Consider the following 19,399-nt stretch of genomic DNA (forward strand, 5'->3'; position numbering starts at 1 on the left):
TGATAAGTTCATTGTATACAGATAGTTAACAATGCGCGTTTTCACTGGTCCAACGAGGTAAACGCGCATGCACACTAATAAAATGTTCTTGACCTGCGGTAGACGATTTTTAGCAAAAAAGAAGTGATATTTAAGTCTAGCCGAAGGAATAGATAGAGCCAAACGCGATGGAAGAAACGCCTTATTTATGATAGCTTGAAGGCCCTTGCTAAGGCTCGTAAAGCGAAGCTTTGAAGAGACCAGCAAGAGTCTTCAAGTAAAGCAGCGATGCTTCCCTCACGCCGCAGGGGGCATCAATTAAGCCCCAAGGGCATGGAATATAAACTCACGGATTGAGTAGCGATAACCTCCTCTCTCCGAAAGTAAAGAACAAGCCGTTACACGAGACCTTCGGCTCGTGAACTAGATCGTTAAATGCCCTAGTGAAAGTTGAGTCATAATAAATGGAATTATTTAAATATCTAAAAAGTGAGCACTTTGACGCACTGTCTAATAAAGGCTCCATAAGAATTGGAACTCTGAAAAACTACCAATCTCTAGAACATGGAACAATGGTTTCTGATTCAATGGAAGGCTCAAAGCGTTTTACTGGTATTTACGACAACGTAACAGCCGATCAAATCAAAGGTTCAAGTGCTCTCAGTTCATTGATTTCAATTGGTGAAGGTGGCGGGATTGGAACTTTGAAAATGAACAATGTAGTCATCATTGAACCAAATTATTTTGTGTTTAGTTTATCAAATGGGTATTCAAAGTCAGATCATGACACATGGCTTGAACAGGAGTCTTATGATGCATGCTATAAATTAGCAACACCCAATCATTTTTTTCGAAAAGTCACAAAGCAAATCAATAAAATCCAGCCTGTAAAGTTCTTAGGTCTTTTTGAAGTTCATTATTATGATGAAAAAAATGGGATGGACTTTTTTGACCCAAAAAACTCCTATCCAGCGTTTATGTTAAAAGATTACGATGGTTTTTCTACACAAAAAGAGATACGTGCGGTTTGGGAACCCATAGAAAAAGAAGAAATTGAGCCCATCTTCATTAAAGATATAAAATTGAGATCATACGTAAACTTACATGCAAAGGTGCAAGTGGGCACTTAACAAGCTGTTAAACAAGGACAAAAAACAGTTGGTTTTTGCTCCTTCGTCGCTTATTTTAACCAACTATTTTATTGCCTGTTAACAGGGCGTTACCAATACTTTTCCTAATCCTTCAGTCTACCTTTAGAGTGTTTGCGTTAGCGCATTTCTGTCCAAAAACAATTTAGCTGTTGATTTTCGGATGATACAAGTAAAGGCCAAATCGAAGAGACTGATAACTCGGTGTAAACACATTTGTGACCTTCCGAGGCATGGATGCCGAGGCAGAGCTCACAAGGATGTGCTCGTAGCGTGTCACAAATGTGTTTGCACATGAGCCTGCCGCAGGCAATTCAAAACAATGAAGGTTAACGCTGGAGTTCGTTACGGTCAGAGCTATACCGTTGAATTCGGCACCAAAGAAGCAAAAAAGGCGTCTTGTTAGACGCCTTTTCTTATCAATGACCTTTTAGGCTTTCTCTGGAATACGTTCCAGTACGGCGAGGAGTAGTTTCCAGTATTGGTCGACGGTTTCGATTAACACCATCTCATCAGGGCTGTGTGGGAAGCGGATAGTGGGGCCAATGGAGACCATATCCATCTCTGGGTAAGGTTTCTTGAACAGACCACACTCCAGACCCGCGTGGATCACCATGATGACAGGCTCTTTGTTGTAGATAGACTCGTAGGTGTCTTTCACAATCGCCATCACAGGAGAGCTACTGTCTGGCTTCCAGCCAGGGTAGGCGCCGCTGAATTCTACTTCGGCACCGGCCAGGTTGCTCAGTGCGGTGAGGTAGCCTTCAACTTCTTCGCGGCCTGAGTCGATTAGCGAGCGGATAAGGCAAAGTATGCTCACCGATTCGCCTTCTGTGGTGATCACACCAACGTTAAGCGAGGTCTCGGTGACCCCTTGGATCTCATCGCTCATGCGCATTACGCCATTAGGGCAGGCGTGTAGTAGATCGATCAGGGTCTGCTGTGTGGCTTCGCTCATTACCTGAGTGGCGGCTGGGATCTCACTGAGAGTCAGCAACATACCAGGGTCGGCGATGGCCAGTTCCTGACGTACCAGATCGGTATATTCCTTCATCAAGGCTTCGAGGCGTGGCAGGTTTTCGCTCGGCAGCATGAAGCTGACGCTGGCCTCACGAGGGATGGCGTTACGCAGTGAGCCGCCGCTAAAGTTGGTTAGCTCCAAGGCTAACTCGTCGGCATAGTTAAACAGGAAGCGCGCCAACAGCTTGTTGGCGTTGCCGCGGCCCAGGTGAATGTTCACCCCTGAGTGACCGCCTTTTAGCCCTGACAGGGTAAGGGTGTAGGTAGACAGACTCGGCTCAGCCGCCTGCCAAACCATAGGCACAGTGATCTGAGCATCGACGCCACCGGCGCAGCCCATGTAGATCTCGCCTTCTTGCTCTGAATCTGTGTTGATCAGGATCTCGGCGTCAAGGTAACCGGCTTCAAGGCCAAAAGCCCCTGTCATGCCTGCTTCTTCATCTATGGTCAGCAAGACTTCCAGTGGGCCGTGGGGGATATCGTCACTGCCAAGGATCGCTAATGCTGAGGCCATGCCGATGCCGTTATCTGAGCCCAGGGTGGTGCCTTTGGCCTTAACCCAGTCGCCGTCCACATAGGCTTCAATTGGATCTTTCTCAAAATCATGAACCTTGTCGGCATTTTTCTGCGGCACCATGTCGATATGTGCCTGCAGGGCGACAACTTTACGGTTTACCATACCCGGTGTTGCGGGCTTCTTAATGATCAGGTTGCCGACCTTATCTTCGACAACACTAAGTTGTTTGTCTTTGGCCCAGTTTTGGATGTATTGGCTTAGTGCCTGCTCATGCTTAGACGGGTGGGGAATGGCGCAGATCTGTTCAAACCACTGCCAAAGTGCCTGAGGTTGCAATTGACTTAATGTGCTCACGGACAAACTCCTCTGTTATAAAGGTCTTTGAGGTCTAATTTGGCGATAGTCTATCATAGACTCTGAGGCGTCGGGGGGATTTGCCGCGCCCAGAAGTGCGCAGGAAAGCGCGGAGCTTATGGGTAAAGTGTCATACTAAGTTGCCACCTGTTTCAGGGAGCCTTTGGGGCTTACATCATTATTTTCATTTGGCTTTAGTGCCAGATAGGAGAATAATGCCAACTCTCACGACGATTTAGCCTTGGCTGACATGGCCTTAACCCAACCCTCAAATTGCGGGTAAGTGGCCATATGAGGTTACTGAAATTTGGCAGGGCTAAGGGCTTATGTCTTAGGACCTAGGGCTAAGGGCTTAGCAAGACTCAGTATCGTCGCTAGAAGCTAGGTTGATATTCACGATAGGCAGGCACAGATCTGTCGAAAGGTAAGGGCACTTGTATCATTTATATAGGTGTCAGTTGATTCGGCTAAGACCGAAAAACCGTTAGATGAAAAGGATGAGGCATGACCGGGGTTAAATTTATAGATGTAACAGATTCAGAAGCTATTTTTGACGATAACCGTTGGGATGCTGTGGTCGTTGTGACCCATGGCCTAGACGCCATCGCTCAAGAGGAGCTGGCGATGCTTGCCAGCCATGGTGCCCAGGTGGATGCTAGAGTCGGTCGCTCGACCACACTATTGTTTGCCCCTGGGCTGGCCGGTGGTCGTCTGATCGTCGCGCCGCTAGCTGACAGCGACAGCGATATTCAGGATGTGAGGGTCTATAGTGATGCGGCGCGTCAAGGGATCAAGGTCGCCTTTGATTCGGGTGCCAGACGTCCCTTGTTGATTGTCACGCCATCGACTCAGGCTAGGTATCAGCAATCTTTGGGTGTTGCTGCGCTCGGCTGTGCCCAGGCATTGTGGCAGGCGCTGGAGCGCCGCGAGGCCATGGGTGAGATGGACAAGATTTCTCAAATTGGTCTGCTGGTTGACGACAAGGCTGGCGAGCTGCTTAGCGCCATCGAGGCCGGCAAACATCTGGCCCGTGACCTTTGTGGCACTGAGCCTGAGCGCATGTCTGCGCCAGCCTTTGCTCAATACTGTGTCGATGCCATGCAAGGGCTTGATCTGAATATCTCTGTGGTTGAAGACAGAGACGTGCTGGAGCGTGACTACCCCTTGCTGAGTGCAGTGGGCCGCGCCTCTTTCGCCGTACCACGACATCAGCCAAGAGTGGTTAAGCTGGAATATAAAGCCGAAGGGCCTATAGAGCGCAGCTATTTCTTTGCTGGTAAAGGTGTGGTGTACGACACGGGCGGCGCCGATCTTAAAGTGGGTGGTGCTATGGCGGGAATGAGCCGAGATAAGGGCGGCGCAGCCGCTGTTGCCGGCCTGATGAAGACTCTGGCATTGCTCAAGCCTAAAGGTGTGCGTGTGGTAGCCGAGCTTGGCCTAGTGCGTAACAGCATAGGTAGTGAGGCCTTTGTAACCGACGAGATCATCACCAGCCATGCTGGTGTGCGGGTACGTATCGGTAATACCGATGCCGAGGGGCGTTTGGTGCTGGCGGATCTCTTATCCCATCTTAGGCTCAAGGCGCAGCATGCGGAGGCGCCGCAGCTGTTTTCGGTGGCGACCCTGACTGGACATGTGGTGCGCTGTTATGGCGGCTATACGGCACTGGTGGAAAATGCGGTGGCGCGAGAGCAGAAGGTAGGGCAAAACCTGCAGGCGATCAGCGAGGCCTGGGGCGAGCCGGTAGAGCTGTCGCGTCTGCGTCGTGAAGACTATCAGAAGATTGTTGATCCCTCTGGGGTGGCGGATATCTTGTCATCAAACAATGCGCCGTCGTCGGTTACCGCCAGGGGCCATCAATATCCGGCGGCCTTCCTGCTTAAAGCCTCTGGCCTTGAGGAACATGGGCTGACAAGCGACAAGCCGCTGGCTTATACCCATGTGGATATTGCTGGCAGTGCAACCGAAGGAGACCCGCTTTATGGCACGCCAACAGCGGCACCATTATTGAGTCTGTGCCAGTTGATCCGCAGTTAAACGGCAAGAAATTTGACCGGGGTAGCCATCGCGCTGCCCTTTTTTATTGCCTGATCACTAATCAGCCTAAGTTTGTGATCTCGATCCATCCTGAGTAAGTGTTATTTTGTTGTAAAATTACATTTTGAGGCTATTTTTAAAAAAAATGGAAAAAAAGCTTGTAATAAAACTACATTTAAATATAATGGCTCTCGTTGGTTAGACACAGTGTCTTCCACCTCAGGTCTATCCAGGACGGATAATTCTCCAAGGAACCGAGCGACAAGTTGAATACTGCGGCATAAGGCCTTCGATGAAGGTTTGCCAAGTTTCACTAGAGATTTTTTTTCAACTTTGTTAGGAGTTAATGACTATGGCTTATACCGGAATTCAGCACATTTATTGGCAGAATACTTGGTTTTGTACTGATGCCCTTCGTGGCGGTCTGTACGCTATGACTTTTAAGGGTTAACTACCCCTAAGATCATTTGGACCTAGTTCACTTGATTAAAGTAGTTGCATCATCCATCAACCTTGCCCCGTTTGGGGATTTTTAGACTCAAGTAGTCTATTGCTCATTGAGCGATAGACCAGTGTAACCCGCTAGCGCGGTAACTCTTTCCTTTCGGAACACTTGAAACATGTCTCGCCTGCTCTTTGAGCAGGCTTTTTTTTGCCTGAAATTTGCCGTTTGGTCCTCGCTGACGTGCCAATAAATCTGCTGTAGATCACCTTTATGAAACAGGCTTGAGTTATGGCTCTAAACTGGCTCGCGTTTGGTTAATTTTTGCGTATATAATCGTCGCTCAATATCAGGCTGTTAACCTGGTATTAACTTTACCCTACCTAAATAAACAATAATTAAATCAAGGAACCATGTTCCATGTTAGAGAAAGTATTCAAGTTAACCGAGCACCAAACGACGTTAAAACAAGAAGTTGTAGCCGGATTGACCACATTTTTAACCATGGCCTATATCATCTTCGTCAACCCTATGATGTTGGCTGACGCGGGTATGGATCACGGCGCCGTATTTGTCGCCACCTGTTTGGCCGCAGCGGTGGGCTGTTTGGTGATGGGGATTGTGGCTAACTATCCCATTGCACTGGCACCCGGCATGGGGCTTAACGCCTTCTTTACTTATACCGTTGTGGGCGAGATGGGCTATAGCTGGGAGACGGCGCTGGGCGCGGTATTCCTCTCGGGTATCTGCTTTTTGATCTTGTCTCTGGTGAAGATCCGTGAGTGGATCGTCAATAGTATTCCTATGTCGCTGCGTTTAGGAATCGCCGCCGGTATCGGTCTGTTTCTGGCGCTTATTGGCCTCAAGAGCGCCGGTATCGTGGTGGCCAGTCCGGCAACTTTGGTCACCATGGGCGATGTCACCGCCTTACCGGCAGTCATGTCTGTGCTTGGCTTCTTTATCATTATCGCCTTGGTACACAGAGGCTATCAGTCGGCGGTGATCATCAGCATTTTATCGATCACAGCGCTTGGGCTGTTGCTGGGGGACGTGCAGTATGGCGGTTTGGTATCGGCGCCACCCTCTATCGCACCGACCTTTATGAAGATGGATCTTGCCAATGTGCTTGAGATCAGCATGCTCTCCGTGGTGTTTGCCTTCCTGTTTGTGGATCTGTTCGATACCTCGGGGACCTTGGTGGCCGTGGCGCAGCGTGGTGGCTTTCTCGATGACAGAGGCAGATTGCCCCGACTTGGCCGTGCGCTGACCGCCGACAGCACAGCAACCATTGCCGGTGCCATGCTAGGCACGTCGACCACCACTAGCTATATTGAGAGTACTGCCGGGGTGAGCGCTGGTGGTCGCACCGGACTTACGGCCGTGGTGGTAGGGATCATGTTCTTGTTATCTCTGTTTATTTCGCCATTGGCGGGTATGGTGCCAGCCTACGCGACGGCAGGCACCTTGTTCTACGTAGCTATCTTAATGATGTCTGGACTGGTGCATGTGGACTGGGAAGATCTGACCGAGGCCGCGCCAGTGGTGGTGGTCTGTATCTTGATGCCGCTGACCTTCTCCATTGCCACTGGTATCGCGATGGGCTTTATCGCCTATGCGGGGATCAAGCTGTTTAGTGGCCGTTATAATGATCTCACTTTCGGCGTGCTGATATTGGCGGCGCTCTTCTTAGCCAAGTTTATCTATGGATAAGCACTGCTAGGGTTAAGTTTAGTTATCGTTAGCTGAGTTTCTTGGCGAAAAGGTTAAAGGTCATACAATGTATGGCCTTTTTTATGGGATTTTTTTGAAGGAAAGTAGACTTGCTCTAATCTTTTATCTACGCCGCTACCATTTGGTTTAGGGATTGGGTATAACTTGAGGTTCGGTTTTTTTCTGTCGATATGTAAATGAACTTAAGTGAGATAGGCTACCGCCGAGTGGTAGTGAAATTGGGCACCAGTGTGCTCACCTCTGGCTCGCGCCAGCTGGACAAGGCGCATATGGTGGAGCTGGCCAGACAGATGGCCAACTTGATGAAGGCGGGGGTTGAAGTGGTGCTGTGCACCTCGGGGGCCATCGCTGCGGGACGCGAACACTTAGGTTATCCGCAACTGCCCGATACCGTGGCCAACAAGCAGCTCTTGGCTGCCGTGGGGCAGAGCCAATTGATCCTCGCTTGGGCACAGCTGTTTAGTATCTATGGCTTGCATGTGGGCCAGCTACTGCTGACCCGCGCCGATCTGCATGACAGAGAGCGCTACCTTAATGCCAGAGACTCGCTTAACGCCCTGCTGGCGAACGGCATTATTCCTATCATCAATGAAAACGATGCCGTGGCCACCAATGAGATTAAGGTGGGCGATAACGATAACCTGTCGGCGCGGGCGGCGCTGCTGTGCGATGCCGATCTATTAATTTTGCTGACGGATCAGAAGGGCCTGTTTGATGCTGATCCCAGAACCAATCCCGATGCCAAGTTGATTAAGCAGGTGGTGAATATCGACGATAGCCTCCGCAGCCTGGCAGGCGGCGCAGTGTCTGGCTTGGGCACGGGGGGCATGGCGACTAAGTTACAGGCGGCAGATATTGCCCGCCGAGCAGGCATCGAGGTGGTGATCGCTTCGGGCCATCATCCAAAGGTGATTCTCGACGCCGTGTGTAAACAGCCTGTGGGCACTCACTTTACCGCGCTGGAAAATCCGCTGGAGAGCCGTAAACAGTGGATTTTGGCGGGGCCTGCGACTAAGGGACGTTTGGTACTGGATAGCGGCGCCGTGAATGCGGTGACCCAGAAGGGGCGTAGTTTGCTGTCTAAAGGGGTGTTGTCGGTCAGCGGCGTGTTTGAACGGGGGGCCACCTTGCAGCTGGTGGATGAGCAGGGGCGTGAACATGCCAGGGGCATGAGCCGCTACAGCGCCAAAGATCTGCATAAGATAGCCGGTAAACATTCTGATGAAATTGAGTCGCTGTTGGGTTACGACTATGGCGATGCCATAGTGCACCGTAACGACATGGTGGTGTTGTAAGTGAGCTTGGCCAAATAGAGCGATGTGAGTGGAAGAGAAGCAATGGACGATAAACAGCAATATTTAAACACACTGGGCGAGCAGGCCAAGGCGGCAAGCTATGCCATGGCAAGCCTTACGGGTCAGCAAAAGCGTGAATTGTTGCGGGCAATTGCGCGTAAGCTTACCGACAATAGTCAGCAGATAGTGGCGGCTAACCAGCAAGATGTGGCCAAGGCACGAGAAAATGGCCTGAATGATGCCATGATCGACAGGTTGCTACTCGATGATGAACGTCTATCTGGGGTTATCGCCGACATAGAAAACGTGGTGGCCCTGGCCGATCCTATTGGTAGCGAGCTGGAGAGTCAGCTGCTGGAAAACGGCCTGCGTCTATCCCGTCGCCGTGTGCCGCTGGGGGTGCTTGGTGTTATCTATGAGGCGCGCCCCAATGTCACCGTAGATATCGCCGTGCTGGCCCTGAAGACAGGCAATGCGGTGATCCTGCGTGGTGGTAAAGAGACGCTGGCTTCTAACCAGGCCTTGAGTGAAACGATTCGCGCCGCCATCGCCGAACAGGGGCTACCGAGCGATGCGGTGCAGCTGATCCAAGACCCCGACAGAGCGCTAGTCTCAGGGCTTTTGAAGCTTGATAACTATGTCGACATGATAGTCCCAAGAGGCGGTCAAAACCTGCAGCGGCTGTGCGCCGAGCAGGCGACCATTCCGGTGATTTTAGGTGGTATCGGTATCTGCCATCTGTTTGTCGATAGCCAGGTGGATCAGGACAAGGCGGTTGAGGTCATTGCCAATGCCAAGGTGCAGCGGCCTACCGTGTGTAATGCCCTGGACACTGTGCTTATCCACAAAGACCTTGCCAAGAGCTTCTTGCCTAAACTCTACGCTCATTTGCAAGGGCTTGGTGTGAGTTTTTATGCCTGCCCGCAGGCTAAGGCAGTGGCTGGTGACGCTGGTGTGGAGACCTTTGAGGCGAGCGATGAGACCTTTGGTACCGAGTGGTTGTCGCTGAATCTTGGCGTCAAGGTAGTCGATGATATCGATCAGGCGATTGCCCATATTCGCCGTTTCTCAAGTGGTCACTCAGAGGGGATCTTGAGCGATAACATTCATGCCACGGCGCATTTTATCAATCAGGTGGATGCGGCGGCCGTGTATGTCAATGCCAGTACCCGCTTTACCGATGGTGGCCAGTTTGGCCTGGGCGCCGAGGTGGCAGTATCGACTCAGAAGCTACATGCCAGAGGACCCATGGGGCTTGAGGCGCTGACCACTTATAAGTGGATTGGCGTTGGGGATTACACCGCCAGAAGCTAAAGTAGAGGCCAAATGCTGGCCTAAGAATTGATGATAAAAGGAGCCTTATGGCTCCTTTTTGCTTTTAATCCAGTAAGCCATTTATGGTATTTAATCTGAGTGATGAATTTCACCAGTTATCTTGGTGAGTTTCACGATTTGTTTGCCTGGCTGCTAACTGACTATGTGCTATATTTCTGTAAAATCATTTAAATACAAGACGTTAACTTTTTGGCATCTTGTTTGCTAAGTCTTATCTATTCTCACAGGGAGTCGATGAAGGGGCTTAAGATGAAAAGCAATAAGATAAACAAGATGTTGGTTGGAGCCAGTTTAGTGTTCGGGTTAATGAGCGCTGGTGCTCAGGCGGCATCTAGCATCACTTTAAATGATGAATTTGATTATCAGGGCCAGAAGGTGGTGTTGGACATGGAAGTTGGCCAGGCGGAGCTGATCGCCAGTGACCAGGATATGGTACGGGTTGAGGTTGAGGTGAAGCCCAGCAACTCTAAGTGGTTTGGCTTTTGGCAAAATACTGACGTGAGTTCGGCCAAATTTGATGTGATCGATAATGGCGAACGCCTAGTGCTTAAGCTGGCTGATCAAGATGATGTGAACCAGAAGTGGCGCATTTATCTGCCCCGTGACGCCGCATTAAAAGTTGATGCAGGTGTCGGCGAGGTGATTGTTAATGGTCTGAGTGCCAGCATAGAGGTCGATGTGGGTGTGGGCCGCGCCGAGATCACCCACCAGGCCAAGTATGGTGAGATCTCGCTCGAATCAGGCGTCGGTGAGGTGAAAGTACGTGATGGCGGTGAGCACCTTAAGGTGGAGCGTAGCATGGTGAGTCAGAGCTATCATCAACGTGGCTCTGCCGGTGATGAGCATCTGTATGTGTCAGTGGGTGTGGGCGAGATTGACGTGCGTAACTAAGGCCCTTGCGAGACGGGCTTGAGTGCCTGTCCCTTACAGAGATTGTCTGAGTGACAAGCCATAAAAAAACCGACGAAATGTCGGTTTTTTTATGGCCTTAAGAGTTGATGGAGGACTCGTTATTTGGCGGCATAGTATTGTCGAGCGTGACTGGTATTTCGGCGGCCAGGGTGGCTTTGGCATACCGCTTGGCGCGCATACGGCTTAGCTGCGGCAAGAGCTGCTGCAGCGCCAGCGCCGTTAAAATCAAGCCTAAGCCGATAAAGGTCGATGGCGTAATGGTCTCTTGTAAGATCCAGGCGATAAAGCCTACCGACAATACCGGCGTAATAAAGACCAAGGTACTCATGCTGGCGGTGCGATCCGCTTTTTTCAGCGCCACCAACCAGAGAACGAAAGTCACCCCCATTTCAAACAGGCCAACATAGATGCCCGCTCCAAAGGCTTTAAGATCCCAGCTGGGTAGCGACTGGGTCAACAGCAGCGTCACTAGGATAAAAGGCAGCCCCACCATGAAACTCAGCAGCAAGCTTACCACCGGATCGCCTTTATCTTTGGTGTTGACTATCCAATACAGCGACCAAAGCAGAGTACTGGTCAGTGCCAACATTACGCCTGTGGCACTCTCGAAGCGCACACTGGCGATTTCGCCATTGGTTGCGATAACAAATACCCCCATATAGGCGATAAGCGCTGCGGTGAGATCGCTCTTACGTAGTTTCTGTTTGAGCAGTGGCACTGCTAACAGGGGCAGCAAGATAGCCCAGGTGTAGTTGAGTGACAGGGCTTGCTGGGCGGGTAGCAGGGCGTAGGCTTTAAACAGCACCAGATAATAGAGAAACGGATTGAGCAGTCCAGTCTGTAGGTAAAACCAGGGGCGATTGACAAATTGGCGTCGAATCAGGTGTAGCTTACCCATTGCGGCCAAGATAGCCCCTAAGGCCACGATAGAGGTAGAGACGGCGACAAACACCAGCTGCAGCGGAGTAAAGTGGCTCAGCGCCAACTTAAAGGCAGTGGCGACCGTCGACCAGAGTAAGATGGCCGCTATGGCGTAGAGATAAGCTTGGTTGGATGATTTCACTGAATCTTCTCACAAAACGAGACAACTAAAAAAATCCCGCAGGCTGGGCACAGAGGGACATTTACTTCGATTGCATGCATTATACGCTGCTTGTTGGTCACTCGGCAGCTTTTAAGATCAAAAAAATACTCAATTAAGTTAATTTTTATCTTTCTTGCCCTTGTAATCCCAATCGCTGTCCCAATATAGGGTGTTAAGGAAAGATATTGGCTTGGAAATATAGGCTTGAAAACAACTTCGCCTATCCCCATATCTGAATCAGATAACAAAGTTAGCGTAAGTTAAAAGTTTTTTGGAGGACTCCATGGGTAAAATTATTGGTATCGATTTAGGTACAACTAACTCTTGTGTAGCTGTACTTGATGGCGATAAAGCACGCGTAATTGAGAACGCGGAAGGCGATCGCACCACACCATCGATCATCGCATATACCGGCGAGGAAGTATTAGTTGGTCAGCCTGCGAAACGCCAAGCTGTAACAAACCCAAAGAATACCTTCTTTGCTATTAAGCGTCTTATCGGTCGTCGTTTTAAAGATGACGAAGTACAGCGCGACGTAGACATCATGCCATTTAAGATCATCGGTGCAGACAACGGTGATGCATGGGTTGAAGCGCACGATAAGAAGATGGCGCCACCACAGGTTTCTGCAGAAATTCTGAAGAAGATGAAGAAGACTGCTGAAGACTACTTAGGTGAGCCAGTGACTGAAGCGGTGATTACCGTTCCAGCATACTTCAACGATTCACAGCGCCAGGCGACTAAAGATGCTGGCCGTATCGCGGGTCTTGAAGTGAAGCGTATTATCAACGAGCCAACCGCTGCGGCACTGGCTTATGGTATCGATAAGAAGCAAGGCGACAACATTGTTGCAGTATACGACTTAGGTGGTGGTACTTTCGATATCTCTATCATCGAGATCGATAGCGTTGATGGTGAGCAAACTTTCGAAGTGCTTGCAACTAACGGTGACACTCACTTAGGTGGTGAAGACTTTGATAACCGTCTGATCAACTACCTGGCTGACGAGTTCAAGAAAGAGCAATCACTGGATCTGCGTAACGATCCGCTAGCAATGCAGCGTCTGAAAGAAGCTGCCGAGAAGGCGAAAATCGAGCTATCTAGCACCACGCAGACTGAAGTTAACCTGCCATACATCACGGCAGATGCGACAGGTCCTAAGCACTTAGTGGTTAAGATCACTCGCGCTAAGCTTGAGTCTCTGGTTGAAGATCTGATCCAACGTTCACTTGAGCCGCTAAAAGTTGCACTGGCTGACGCAGACCTGTCTGTATCAGACATCAACGAAGTGATTCTGGTCGGTGGTCAGACACGTATGCCTAAGGTTCGTGAAGAGGTGTCTAGCTTCTTCGGTAAAGAGCTGCGTCAAGACGTTAACCCTGACGAAGCGGTTGCTATCGGTGCTGCGGTTCAGGCGGGTGTACTTTCTGGTGACGTGAAAGACGTACTGCTACTAGACGTTACACCACTATCTCTTGGTATCGAAACCATGGGTAGCGTAATGACTAAGCTTATCGAGAAGAATACGACTATCCCGACTAAGGCTAGTCAGACCTTCTCAACGGCTGATGACAACCAGAGCGCGGTAACCATCCACGTGCTACAGGGTGAGCGTAAGCAATCTAGCGCGAACAAGTCGCTGGGTCAGTTCAACCTGGAAGGTATCGAGCCTGCTCCACGTGGCATGCCACAAATTGAAGTGGCTTTCGATATCGACGCCGATGGTATCTTGCATGTGTCAGCAACTGACAAGAAGACAGGCAAGGCACAGAACATCACCATCAAGGCCTCTTCTGGTCTGAGTGATGAAGAAGTGGAAGCCATGGTACGTGACGCTGAGGCACACGCCGATGAAGACGCTAAGTTCGAAGAGCTAGTGACTGCACGTAACCAGGCTGATGGCATGGTTCACGCAACCAAGAAGCAGATCGAGGAAGCGGGCGACGCATTGCCAGCTGAAGATAAAGAGAAGATCGAAGCAGCAATGGCCGAAGTCGATACAGCCTCTAAGGGCAAAGACAAAGAAGCCATCGAAAAAGCAACGCAAGCCCTGATGGAAGCGTCTGCCAAGCTGATGGAGATCGCTCAAGCTAAGGCGCAAGCTGGCCAAGGCGAGCAGGCTCAGCAGTCTAATGAAGCTCCTGCTGACGATGTTGTCGATGCCGAGTTTGAAGAAGTTAAAGACGACAAAAAATAATTCAGGCCCAGCCTAAATTATTTCCAGCGGGCGTTATGGGGTAACTCTAACGCCCGTTCGTACAACTTTAGGGTCAGTTGACCTTTGCTGTTTGTTTTTGCAGTTATTTGTTGGTCAGTTATACAAGGCAGAGCCTGTGCGGTGTAGTTATTCTGCATAAGCAGGCGATAACGCCGTAGAAATGGCCAACAAACACTGTCCAAAGGATTCATCTAAACGCGCCTTGCCCAGCGTTATGTGCGACTTACATAGAATAACTATGCTACGCAGCGAGCGCCTTGGGCACAATGTTTAGATTGAACAAAAAGTAAACCTAAAAGGTCAACAGACCCTAGCGCAGAAAGTATGAGACTATGTCAAAGCGAGATTATTACGAAGTATTGGGCGTAGGTCGTGACGCCAGCGAGCGTGAGATTAAGAAAGCTTATAAGCGCCTCGCCATGAAATTTCACCCAGACCGCAATCCGGGTGACAAGGCAGCTGAAGCCAGCTTCAAAGAGGTAAAAGAAGCCTACGAAATTCTAACCGATAGCGATAAGAAGGCGGCCTATGACCAATTTGGTCATGCGGGTGTCGATCCTAATCGCGGCGGCGGTGGATTTGGCGGCGGCGCTGACTTCGGTGATGTATTCGGTGACGTCTTTGGTGACATTTTCGGCGGTGGACGCCGTGGTGGTCAACGCCAGGCGGCGCGCGGTTCCGATCTGCGATATAACCTCGAATTGTCACTGGAAGAAGCGGTCCGTGGCCTAACCAAAGAGCTACGCATTCCGACGTTAGCCACCTGTGATCTTTGTGATGGTAGCGGCGCCAAAAAAGGTAGTTCGCCAACCACATGTGGTACCTGTCACGGTCAGGGTCAGGTGCAGATGCGCCAAGGTTTCTTTGCGGTGCAGCAAGCCTGTCCTACCTGTCATGGCCGCGGCAAGATCATCAAAGATCCTTGTGGTAAGTGTCATGGTGAAGGCCGCGTAGAGAAGAGCAAGACACTGTCGGTGAAAATTCCGGCGGGTGTGGATACCGGCGACCGTATTCGTCTGTCGGGCGAAGGAGAAGCGGGCGAATTTGGCGCGCCTCCAGGAGATCTCTATGTGCAGGTTACTGTGCGTGAGCATGCCATCTTCGTGCGTGACGGTAATAACCTCTACTGCGAAGTGCCTATCTCCTTTAGCACTGCAGCACTGGGCGGTGAAATTGAGGTACCAACCCTAGATGGTAAGGTTAACCTGAAGATTCCATCGGAGACTCAGACTGGCCGTATGTTCCGTCTGCGTGGTAAAGGGGTTAAGTCGGTGCGCAGTCATGCGGTCGGCGACCTGCTGTGTAAGGTGGTGATGGAAACGCCGGTGAACTTGAGCGACAAGCAAAAAGAGCTACTGCGAGAGTTCGATAACACCCTGACGGGTTCATCAAAGAAGCACAGCCCTAAGGCGGAAGGCTTCTTCGATGGCGTGAAGAAGTTCTTCCAGGACTTGAACAGTTAAGCCTTGCTGATACACAATAAAAACCTCGCAATGCGAGGTTTTTTTATGCCTATTTTTTACCGCTATTCTTAGTAGATACTCAAATAGCCAAGTTTCATAAACAGAAGGAATGAAAGATGAAGCAGTTAACCGCGGTGCTGGTGGTCCTACTATTAGCCGGTTGTGCAATGACACAGTCGCCTACTGGGCGCAATCAGACTCTATTGTTTTCATCGCAGCAGATGGATCAGATGGGCGCCGAATCATTTGCTCAGATGAAAAAGCAGCAGAAGGTGAGCCAGGATAAGCAGGTTATTCAGTATGTGACCTGTGTGGCCGAGCGTATCACTTCCGTTTTACCAGGCCGTCAGCCAAATTGGGAGGTAGTGGTGTTTGAGTCCGATCAGGTTAACGCGTTTGCCTTGCCTGGTGGTCATATCGGTGTCTATACCGGGCTGCTCAAGGTGGCGAAGAACCAAGACCAGTTGGCAACTGTGATAGGTCATGAGGTGGCCCATGTGCTAGCGAACCATAGCAACGAGCAGGTATCAAGAGCCCAGTTAACGGGTGTGGGTATGCAGATCGCCGACGCTGCCATCGATGTTAGCGGCTTAAGTAATAAGGATCTCTATATGTCTGCTCTAGGACTGGGTGCCCAGTATGGTTTTATCCTCCCTTATGGCCGGGCACAAGAGAGTGAAGCCGATGTCATGGGGGTTGAGTTAATGGCACGAGCCGGTTTCGATCCTAGCCAGAGTATCAATCTGTGGCAAAACATGGCGAAGGCGGGGGGGAGTCAAGGCCCTGAGCTGTTATCAACTCACCCTTCTCATGGACATCGCATTGCCGACCTGCAACAGATGTTGCCCCAAGTAACGCCTCTGTATCGCACCGCGAGTGCCAGTGTAAAAAATCGCTGTGACTAGGGGCAATTTATGGGTTTTTTATCGCCGACTGTGATAAAATCCGCGCGAAATTAATTGAATAAATGAGAGTACAATCATTATGTCTGATAAGTTCACCACTATTGAACAGCACGCCAGCTACGGTGTTGGTCGCCAGTTAGGCGAGCAACTTGCAGCTAACTCATTCGAAGGTATCGATATTTCAGCTGTTCAAGTTGGTCTGGCAGATGCGTTTGAAGGCAAAGAGAGTGCTGTGTCTATGCAAGATCTTCAAACTGCATTCACAGAGATTAGTCAGCGTATTCAAAAGGTTCAGGAAGCTGCTGCTGCGGCGGCCTCGGCAGAAGGTGATGCCTTCCTTGCTGAAAACCAAAAGCGTGATGGCGTTGTGACCTTAGAGTCTGGTCTACAGTATGAGATCATCACCGAAGGTACTGGTGACAAGCCTGGTTATGATTCTACCGTTCGTACTCACTACCATGGTACTTTCATCAGCGGTGACGTATTCGACAGCTCAGTGCTGCGCGACCAACCTGCTGAGTTCCCTGTATCTGGTGTGATTGCTGGTTGGACCGAAGCCTTACAGCTAATGCCTGTAGGTTCTAAGTGGAAGCTATATGTTCCTCATCACCTGGCCTATGGCGAGCGTGGTGCTGGTGCCTCTATTCCTCCATATTCGGCGCTAGTGTTCGAAGTAGAATTACTCGACATTATCTAATAGAAAAGCCTAAGCGTTCGCTTAGGCTTTTTTTTGAATTGATTTGGCGTTAGCCTTAAGCCCAGTGGAAACCTTGAGTGTTTAGGAGAATTAGATGACAGAGCAAGTAAGAGTGGCAATAACCGGTGGCAGTGGTCGCATGGGCCGAACTCTTATTGAATCAGCAAAACTCAGCAGCAATATCTATTTAGGTGCAGCGGTTGAGCGTGCAGGTTCTACATTAATCGGTGTCGATGCAGGTGAACTTGCCGGTGTAGGTGCCATGAATGTTGCCATCACTGATTCGTTAGACAATGCCGTAGATGACTTTGACATCCTGATCGACTTTACCTCTCCCGAGGCTAGCGTGGTACATACCGATTGGTGTGCACGTAACGGCAAGGCGATTGTTATCGGTACTACTGGCTTTAATCATGCCCAGAAAGAGCAGATTGCTGCCTATGCCGAAACCACGCCTATCGTGATGGCGCCCAATATGTCTGTTGGGGTGAACCTGATGTGGCGTCTGCTTGAGCTAGCTGCTGAGGTGATGGGTGATTACACGGATATCGAGATCATTGAAGGCCATCATAGGCACAAGAAGGATGCACCTTCTGGTACCGCGCTTAAGATGGGTGAAGTGATCGCCGAGGTGCTGGGTCGTGACCTGGAAAAATGCGCTATCTATGGCCGTGAAGGGATCACCGAAGAACGCTCGCGTGAAACGATAGGTTTCTCGACCATTCGTGCCGGTGACTTGGTGGGTGAGCATACGGCAATGTTTGCCGATATTGGCGAGCGATTAGAGATCACCCATAAGGCGTCTAGCCGTATGACCTTTGCCAATGGTGCCATGCGTGCCGCGTTCTGGTTGGGCGATCAAGGTCCCGGATTATACGACATGCAGCAGGTCTTAGGCCTGAAGGATTAGTATTTAAAAAAACGCCAATTTGGCGTTTTTTTTTGAAAGAAAGTACCGCTTATCTGTAGACGATTTACTTAATTACCTATAGAATTGACGGAATTTGTCAAAATTTCGTATTTAAGCGGAAATTGGTATTTTAAATATAAAATAAAACCCTATTATTCAATGGTTTGGCTCTTTTCGGAGGTCGCGTTGACAAAGTCTGCCTTACTCGTACTCGAAGATGGAACCGTATTCTCTGGCACAGCAATTGGTGCCGATGGACTCGCAGTTGGTGAAGTGGTGTTTAACACTTCAATGACGGGTTACCAAGAGATCCTTACGGATCCTTCCTATTCTCGTCAAATTGTTACTTTAACCTACCCACACATTGGTAACACAGGTACCAATAGTGAAGATGTCGAATCTGAAGCCGTACATGCTTGTGGTCTGATCATTCGTGATCTGCCATTGCTGGCCAGCAACTTCAGAAATCAGCAATCTCTCAGCGATTACCTCAAAAGCAACAATGTGGTCGGCATTGCCGATATCGATACGCGTAAATTAACACGTATCCTAAGGGAAAAAGGGGCACAGGCGGGTGCTATCCTTGTTGGGGATATGGATGAAGCTAAGGCGCTAGCAGCGGCCAAGGCATTCCCTGGTTTGAAAGGCATGGATTTAGCCAAAGAGGTAACCACGGCGACGCAATACCAATGGCGCAGCGGTAGCTGGCGTTTAGTGGGCGGTCTGCCAAGTGACACACCTGAGTCTGAACTGAAATACAAAGTCGTGGCCTATGACTACGGCGTTAAGCGTAATATCCTACGTATGCTGGTCGACCGCGGTTGTGATGTAACTGTCGTGCCTGCACAAACTCCAGCGTCAGAAGTTTTGGCGATGAATCCTGATGGTATCTTCCTGTCAAACGGTCCTGGTGACCCAGAGCCATGTGATTACGCCATCGAAGCGATTCAAAGCATACTCAAGACTGACATTCCCGTATTTGGTATCTGCCTGGGCCACCAGTTGCTGGCACTGGCATCGGGTGCAAAAACCTTGAAGATGAAGTTTGGCCACCATGGTGCTAACCATCCGGTGAGCAACCTGGAGAAGGGCAATGTGATGATCACCAGCCAGAACCACGGTTTCGCTGCCGATGAAGCCAGCTTGCCAGCCAATGTGAAGGTGACCCATAAGTCACTGTTCGACGGTTCGTTGCAGGGGATTCATTTGACCGATAAGCCCGCATTTAGCTTCCAGGGTCACCCTGAGGCTAGCCCGGGTCCCCATGATGCCGCGCCATTGTTTGATCACTTTATCGACTTGATCGAAACATATCGTCACAACGCTAAGTAGTCCGGGAGAAAGATTCAGCA

At 50.1% G+C, this 19,399-nt stretch carries 14 protein-coding genes; 12 read left to right on the forward strand and 2 right to left on the reverse strand.

What is annotated here, in order from left to right:
• Positions 1-443: 443 nt before the first annotated feature.
• Positions 444-1,109 (forward strand): hypothetical protein, encoded by a 666-nt coding sequence (locus CFF01_RS05120; RefSeq protein WP_088904087.1) that lies wholly within the window; start codon positions 444-446, stop codon positions 1,107-1,109.
• 448 nt (positions 1,110-1,557) lie between these two features.
• Here CFF01_RS05120 and CFF01_RS05125 read toward each other — a convergent pair whose 3' ends face one another.
• Entirely contained in the window at positions 1,558-3,018 is a 1,461-nt protein-coding gene (locus CFF01_RS05125; protein ID WP_088904088.1) for an aminoacyl-histidine dipeptidase, read from the reverse strand.
• A gap of 504 nt (positions 3,019-3,522) precedes the next feature.
• Between CFF01_RS05125 and CFF01_RS05130 the strand changes: the two genes are divergently transcribed.
• From CFF01_RS05130 to CFF01_RS05155, 5 genes are all read left to right on the forward strand, one after another.
• On the forward strand, positions 3,523-5,055 hold the full coding sequence (locus CFF01_RS05130; RefSeq protein WP_088904089.1) for a M17 family metallopeptidase: 1,533 nt from the start codon (positions 3,523-3,525) through the stop codon (positions 5,053-5,055).
• 862 nt (positions 5,056-5,917) lie between these two features.
• Complete coding sequence (locus CFF01_RS05140; RefSeq protein WP_088904091.1) at positions 5,918-7,207, forward strand: NCS2 family permease; 1,290 nt, start codon at positions 5,918-5,920, stop codon at positions 7,205-7,207.
• Between the two features lie 197 nt (positions 7,208-7,404).
• Positions 7,405-8,523 carry a glutamate 5-kinase gene (gene proB / locus CFF01_RS05145; RefSeq protein WP_033537384.1) on the forward strand — a complete coding sequence of 373 codons (1,119 nt, stop codon included), beginning with the start codon at positions 7,405-7,407 and terminating at the stop codon, positions 8,521-8,523.
• Positions 8,524-8,565: 42 nt separating this feature from the next.
• Positions 8,566-9,837 carry a glutamate-5-semialdehyde dehydrogenase gene (locus CFF01_RS05150; RefSeq protein ID WP_088904092.1) on the forward strand — a complete coding sequence of 424 codons (1,272 nt, stop codon included), beginning with the start codon at positions 8,566-8,568 and terminating at the stop codon, positions 9,835-9,837.
• Between the two features lie 270 nt (positions 9,838-10,107).
• A complete protein-coding gene (locus tag CFF01_RS05155; RefSeq protein ID WP_157704943.1) occupies positions 10,108-10,749 on the forward strand; it encodes a hypothetical protein in 642 nt (213 codons plus the stop codon).
• Positions 10,750-10,846: 97 nt separating this feature from the next.
• Here the strand turns inward: CFF01_RS05155 and CFF01_RS05160 are convergent, their stop codons facing one another.
• Entirely contained in the window at positions 10,847-11,833 is a 987-nt protein-coding gene (locus tag CFF01_RS05160; protein ID WP_232479510.1) for a DMT family transporter, read from the reverse strand.
• 304 nt (positions 11,834-12,137) lie between these two features.
• Between CFF01_RS05160 and dnaK the strand changes: the two genes are divergently transcribed.
• The 6 genes from dnaK to carA all read left to right on the forward strand — a co-directional run bounded on the left by dnaK (position 12,138) and on the right by carA (position 19,379).
• Entirely contained in the window at positions 12,138-14,051 is a 1,914-nt protein-coding gene (gene dnaK / locus CFF01_RS05170) for a molecular chaperone DnaK (protein WP_033537387.1), read from the forward strand.
• A 353-nt stretch (positions 14,052-14,404) separates the two neighbouring features.
• Complete coding sequence (gene dnaJ, locus CFF01_RS05175; RefSeq protein ID WP_033537389.1) at positions 14,405-15,535, forward strand: molecular chaperone DnaJ; 1,131 nt, start codon at positions 14,405-14,407, stop codon at positions 15,533-15,535.
• 116 nt (positions 15,536-15,651) lie between these two features.
• Positions 15,652-16,440 carry a M48 family metallopeptidase gene (locus CFF01_RS05180; RefSeq protein WP_088904094.1) on the forward strand — a complete coding sequence of 263 codons (789 nt, stop codon included), beginning with the start codon at positions 15,652-15,654 and terminating at the stop codon, positions 16,438-16,440.
• A 79-nt stretch (positions 16,441-16,519) separates the two neighbouring features.
• Positions 16,520-17,137 (forward strand): FKBP-type peptidyl-prolyl cis-trans isomerase, encoded by a 618-nt coding sequence (locus CFF01_RS05185; RefSeq protein WP_033537391.1) that lies wholly within the window; start codon positions 16,520-16,522, stop codon positions 17,135-17,137.
• 94 nt (positions 17,138-17,231) lie between these two features.
• Positions 17,232-18,047 (forward strand): 4-hydroxy-tetrahydrodipicolinate reductase, encoded by an 816-nt coding sequence (dapB, locus tag CFF01_RS05190; protein WP_033537392.1) that lies wholly within the window; start codon positions 17,232-17,234, stop codon positions 18,045-18,047.
• Positions 18,048-18,206: 159 nt separating this feature from the next.
• Positions 18,207-19,379 (forward strand): glutamine-hydrolyzing carbamoyl-phosphate synthase small subunit, encoded by a 1,173-nt coding sequence (gene carA, locus CFF01_RS05195; RefSeq protein WP_088904095.1) that lies wholly within the window; start codon positions 18,207-18,209, stop codon positions 19,377-19,379.
• Positions 19,380-19,399: the final 20 nt, after the last annotated feature.

The organism is Shewanella marisflavi, assembly GCF_002215585.1.
Lineage (GTDB): Bacteria > Pseudomonadota > Gammaproteobacteria > Enterobacterales > Shewanellaceae > Shewanella > Shewanella marisflavi.

Bases quoted from the DNA above. Each gene is read 5' to 3' on its own strand.
- CFF01_RS05120 (WP_088904087.1), top strand. From the start codon at position 444: ATGGAATTATTTAAATATCTAAAAAGTGAGCACTTTGACGCACTGTCT.
- CFF01_RS05130 (WP_088904089.1), top strand. From the start codon at position 3,523: ATGACCGGGGTTAAATTTATAGATGTAACAGATTCAGAAGCTATTTTT.
- CFF01_RS05140 (WP_088904091.1), top strand. From the start codon at position 5,918: ATGTTAGAGAAAGTATTCAAGTTAACCGAGCACCAAACGACGTTAAAA.
- proB (WP_033537384.1), top strand. From the start codon at position 7,405: ATGAACTTAAGTGAGATAGGCTACCGCCGAGTGGTAGTGAAATTGGGC.
- CFF01_RS05150 (WP_088904092.1), top strand. From the start codon at position 8,566: ATGGACGATAAACAGCAATATTTAAACACACTGGGCGAGCAGGCCAAG.
- CFF01_RS05155 (WP_157704943.1), top strand. From the start codon at position 10,108: ATGAAAAGCAATAAGATAAACAAGATGTTGGTTGGAGCCAGTTTAGTG.
- dnaK (WP_033537387.1), top strand. From the start codon at position 12,138: ATGGGTAAAATTATTGGTATCGATTTAGGTACAACTAACTCTTGTGTA.
- dnaJ (WP_033537389.1), top strand. From the start codon at position 14,405: ATGTCAAAGCGAGATTATTACGAAGTATTGGGCGTAGGTCGTGACGCC.
- CFF01_RS05180 (WP_088904094.1), top strand. From the start codon at position 15,652: ATGAAGCAGTTAACCGCGGTGCTGGTGGTCCTACTATTAGCCGGTTGT.
- CFF01_RS05185 (WP_033537391.1), top strand. From the start codon at position 16,520: ATGTCTGATAAGTTCACCACTATTGAACAGCACGCCAGCTACGGTGTT.
- dapB (WP_033537392.1), top strand. From the start codon at position 17,232: ATGACAGAGCAAGTAAGAGTGGCAATAACCGGTGGCAGTGGTCGCATG.
- carA (WP_088904095.1), top strand. From the start codon at position 18,207: ATGGTTTGGCTCTTTTCGGAGGTCGCGTTGACAAAGTCTGCCTTACTC.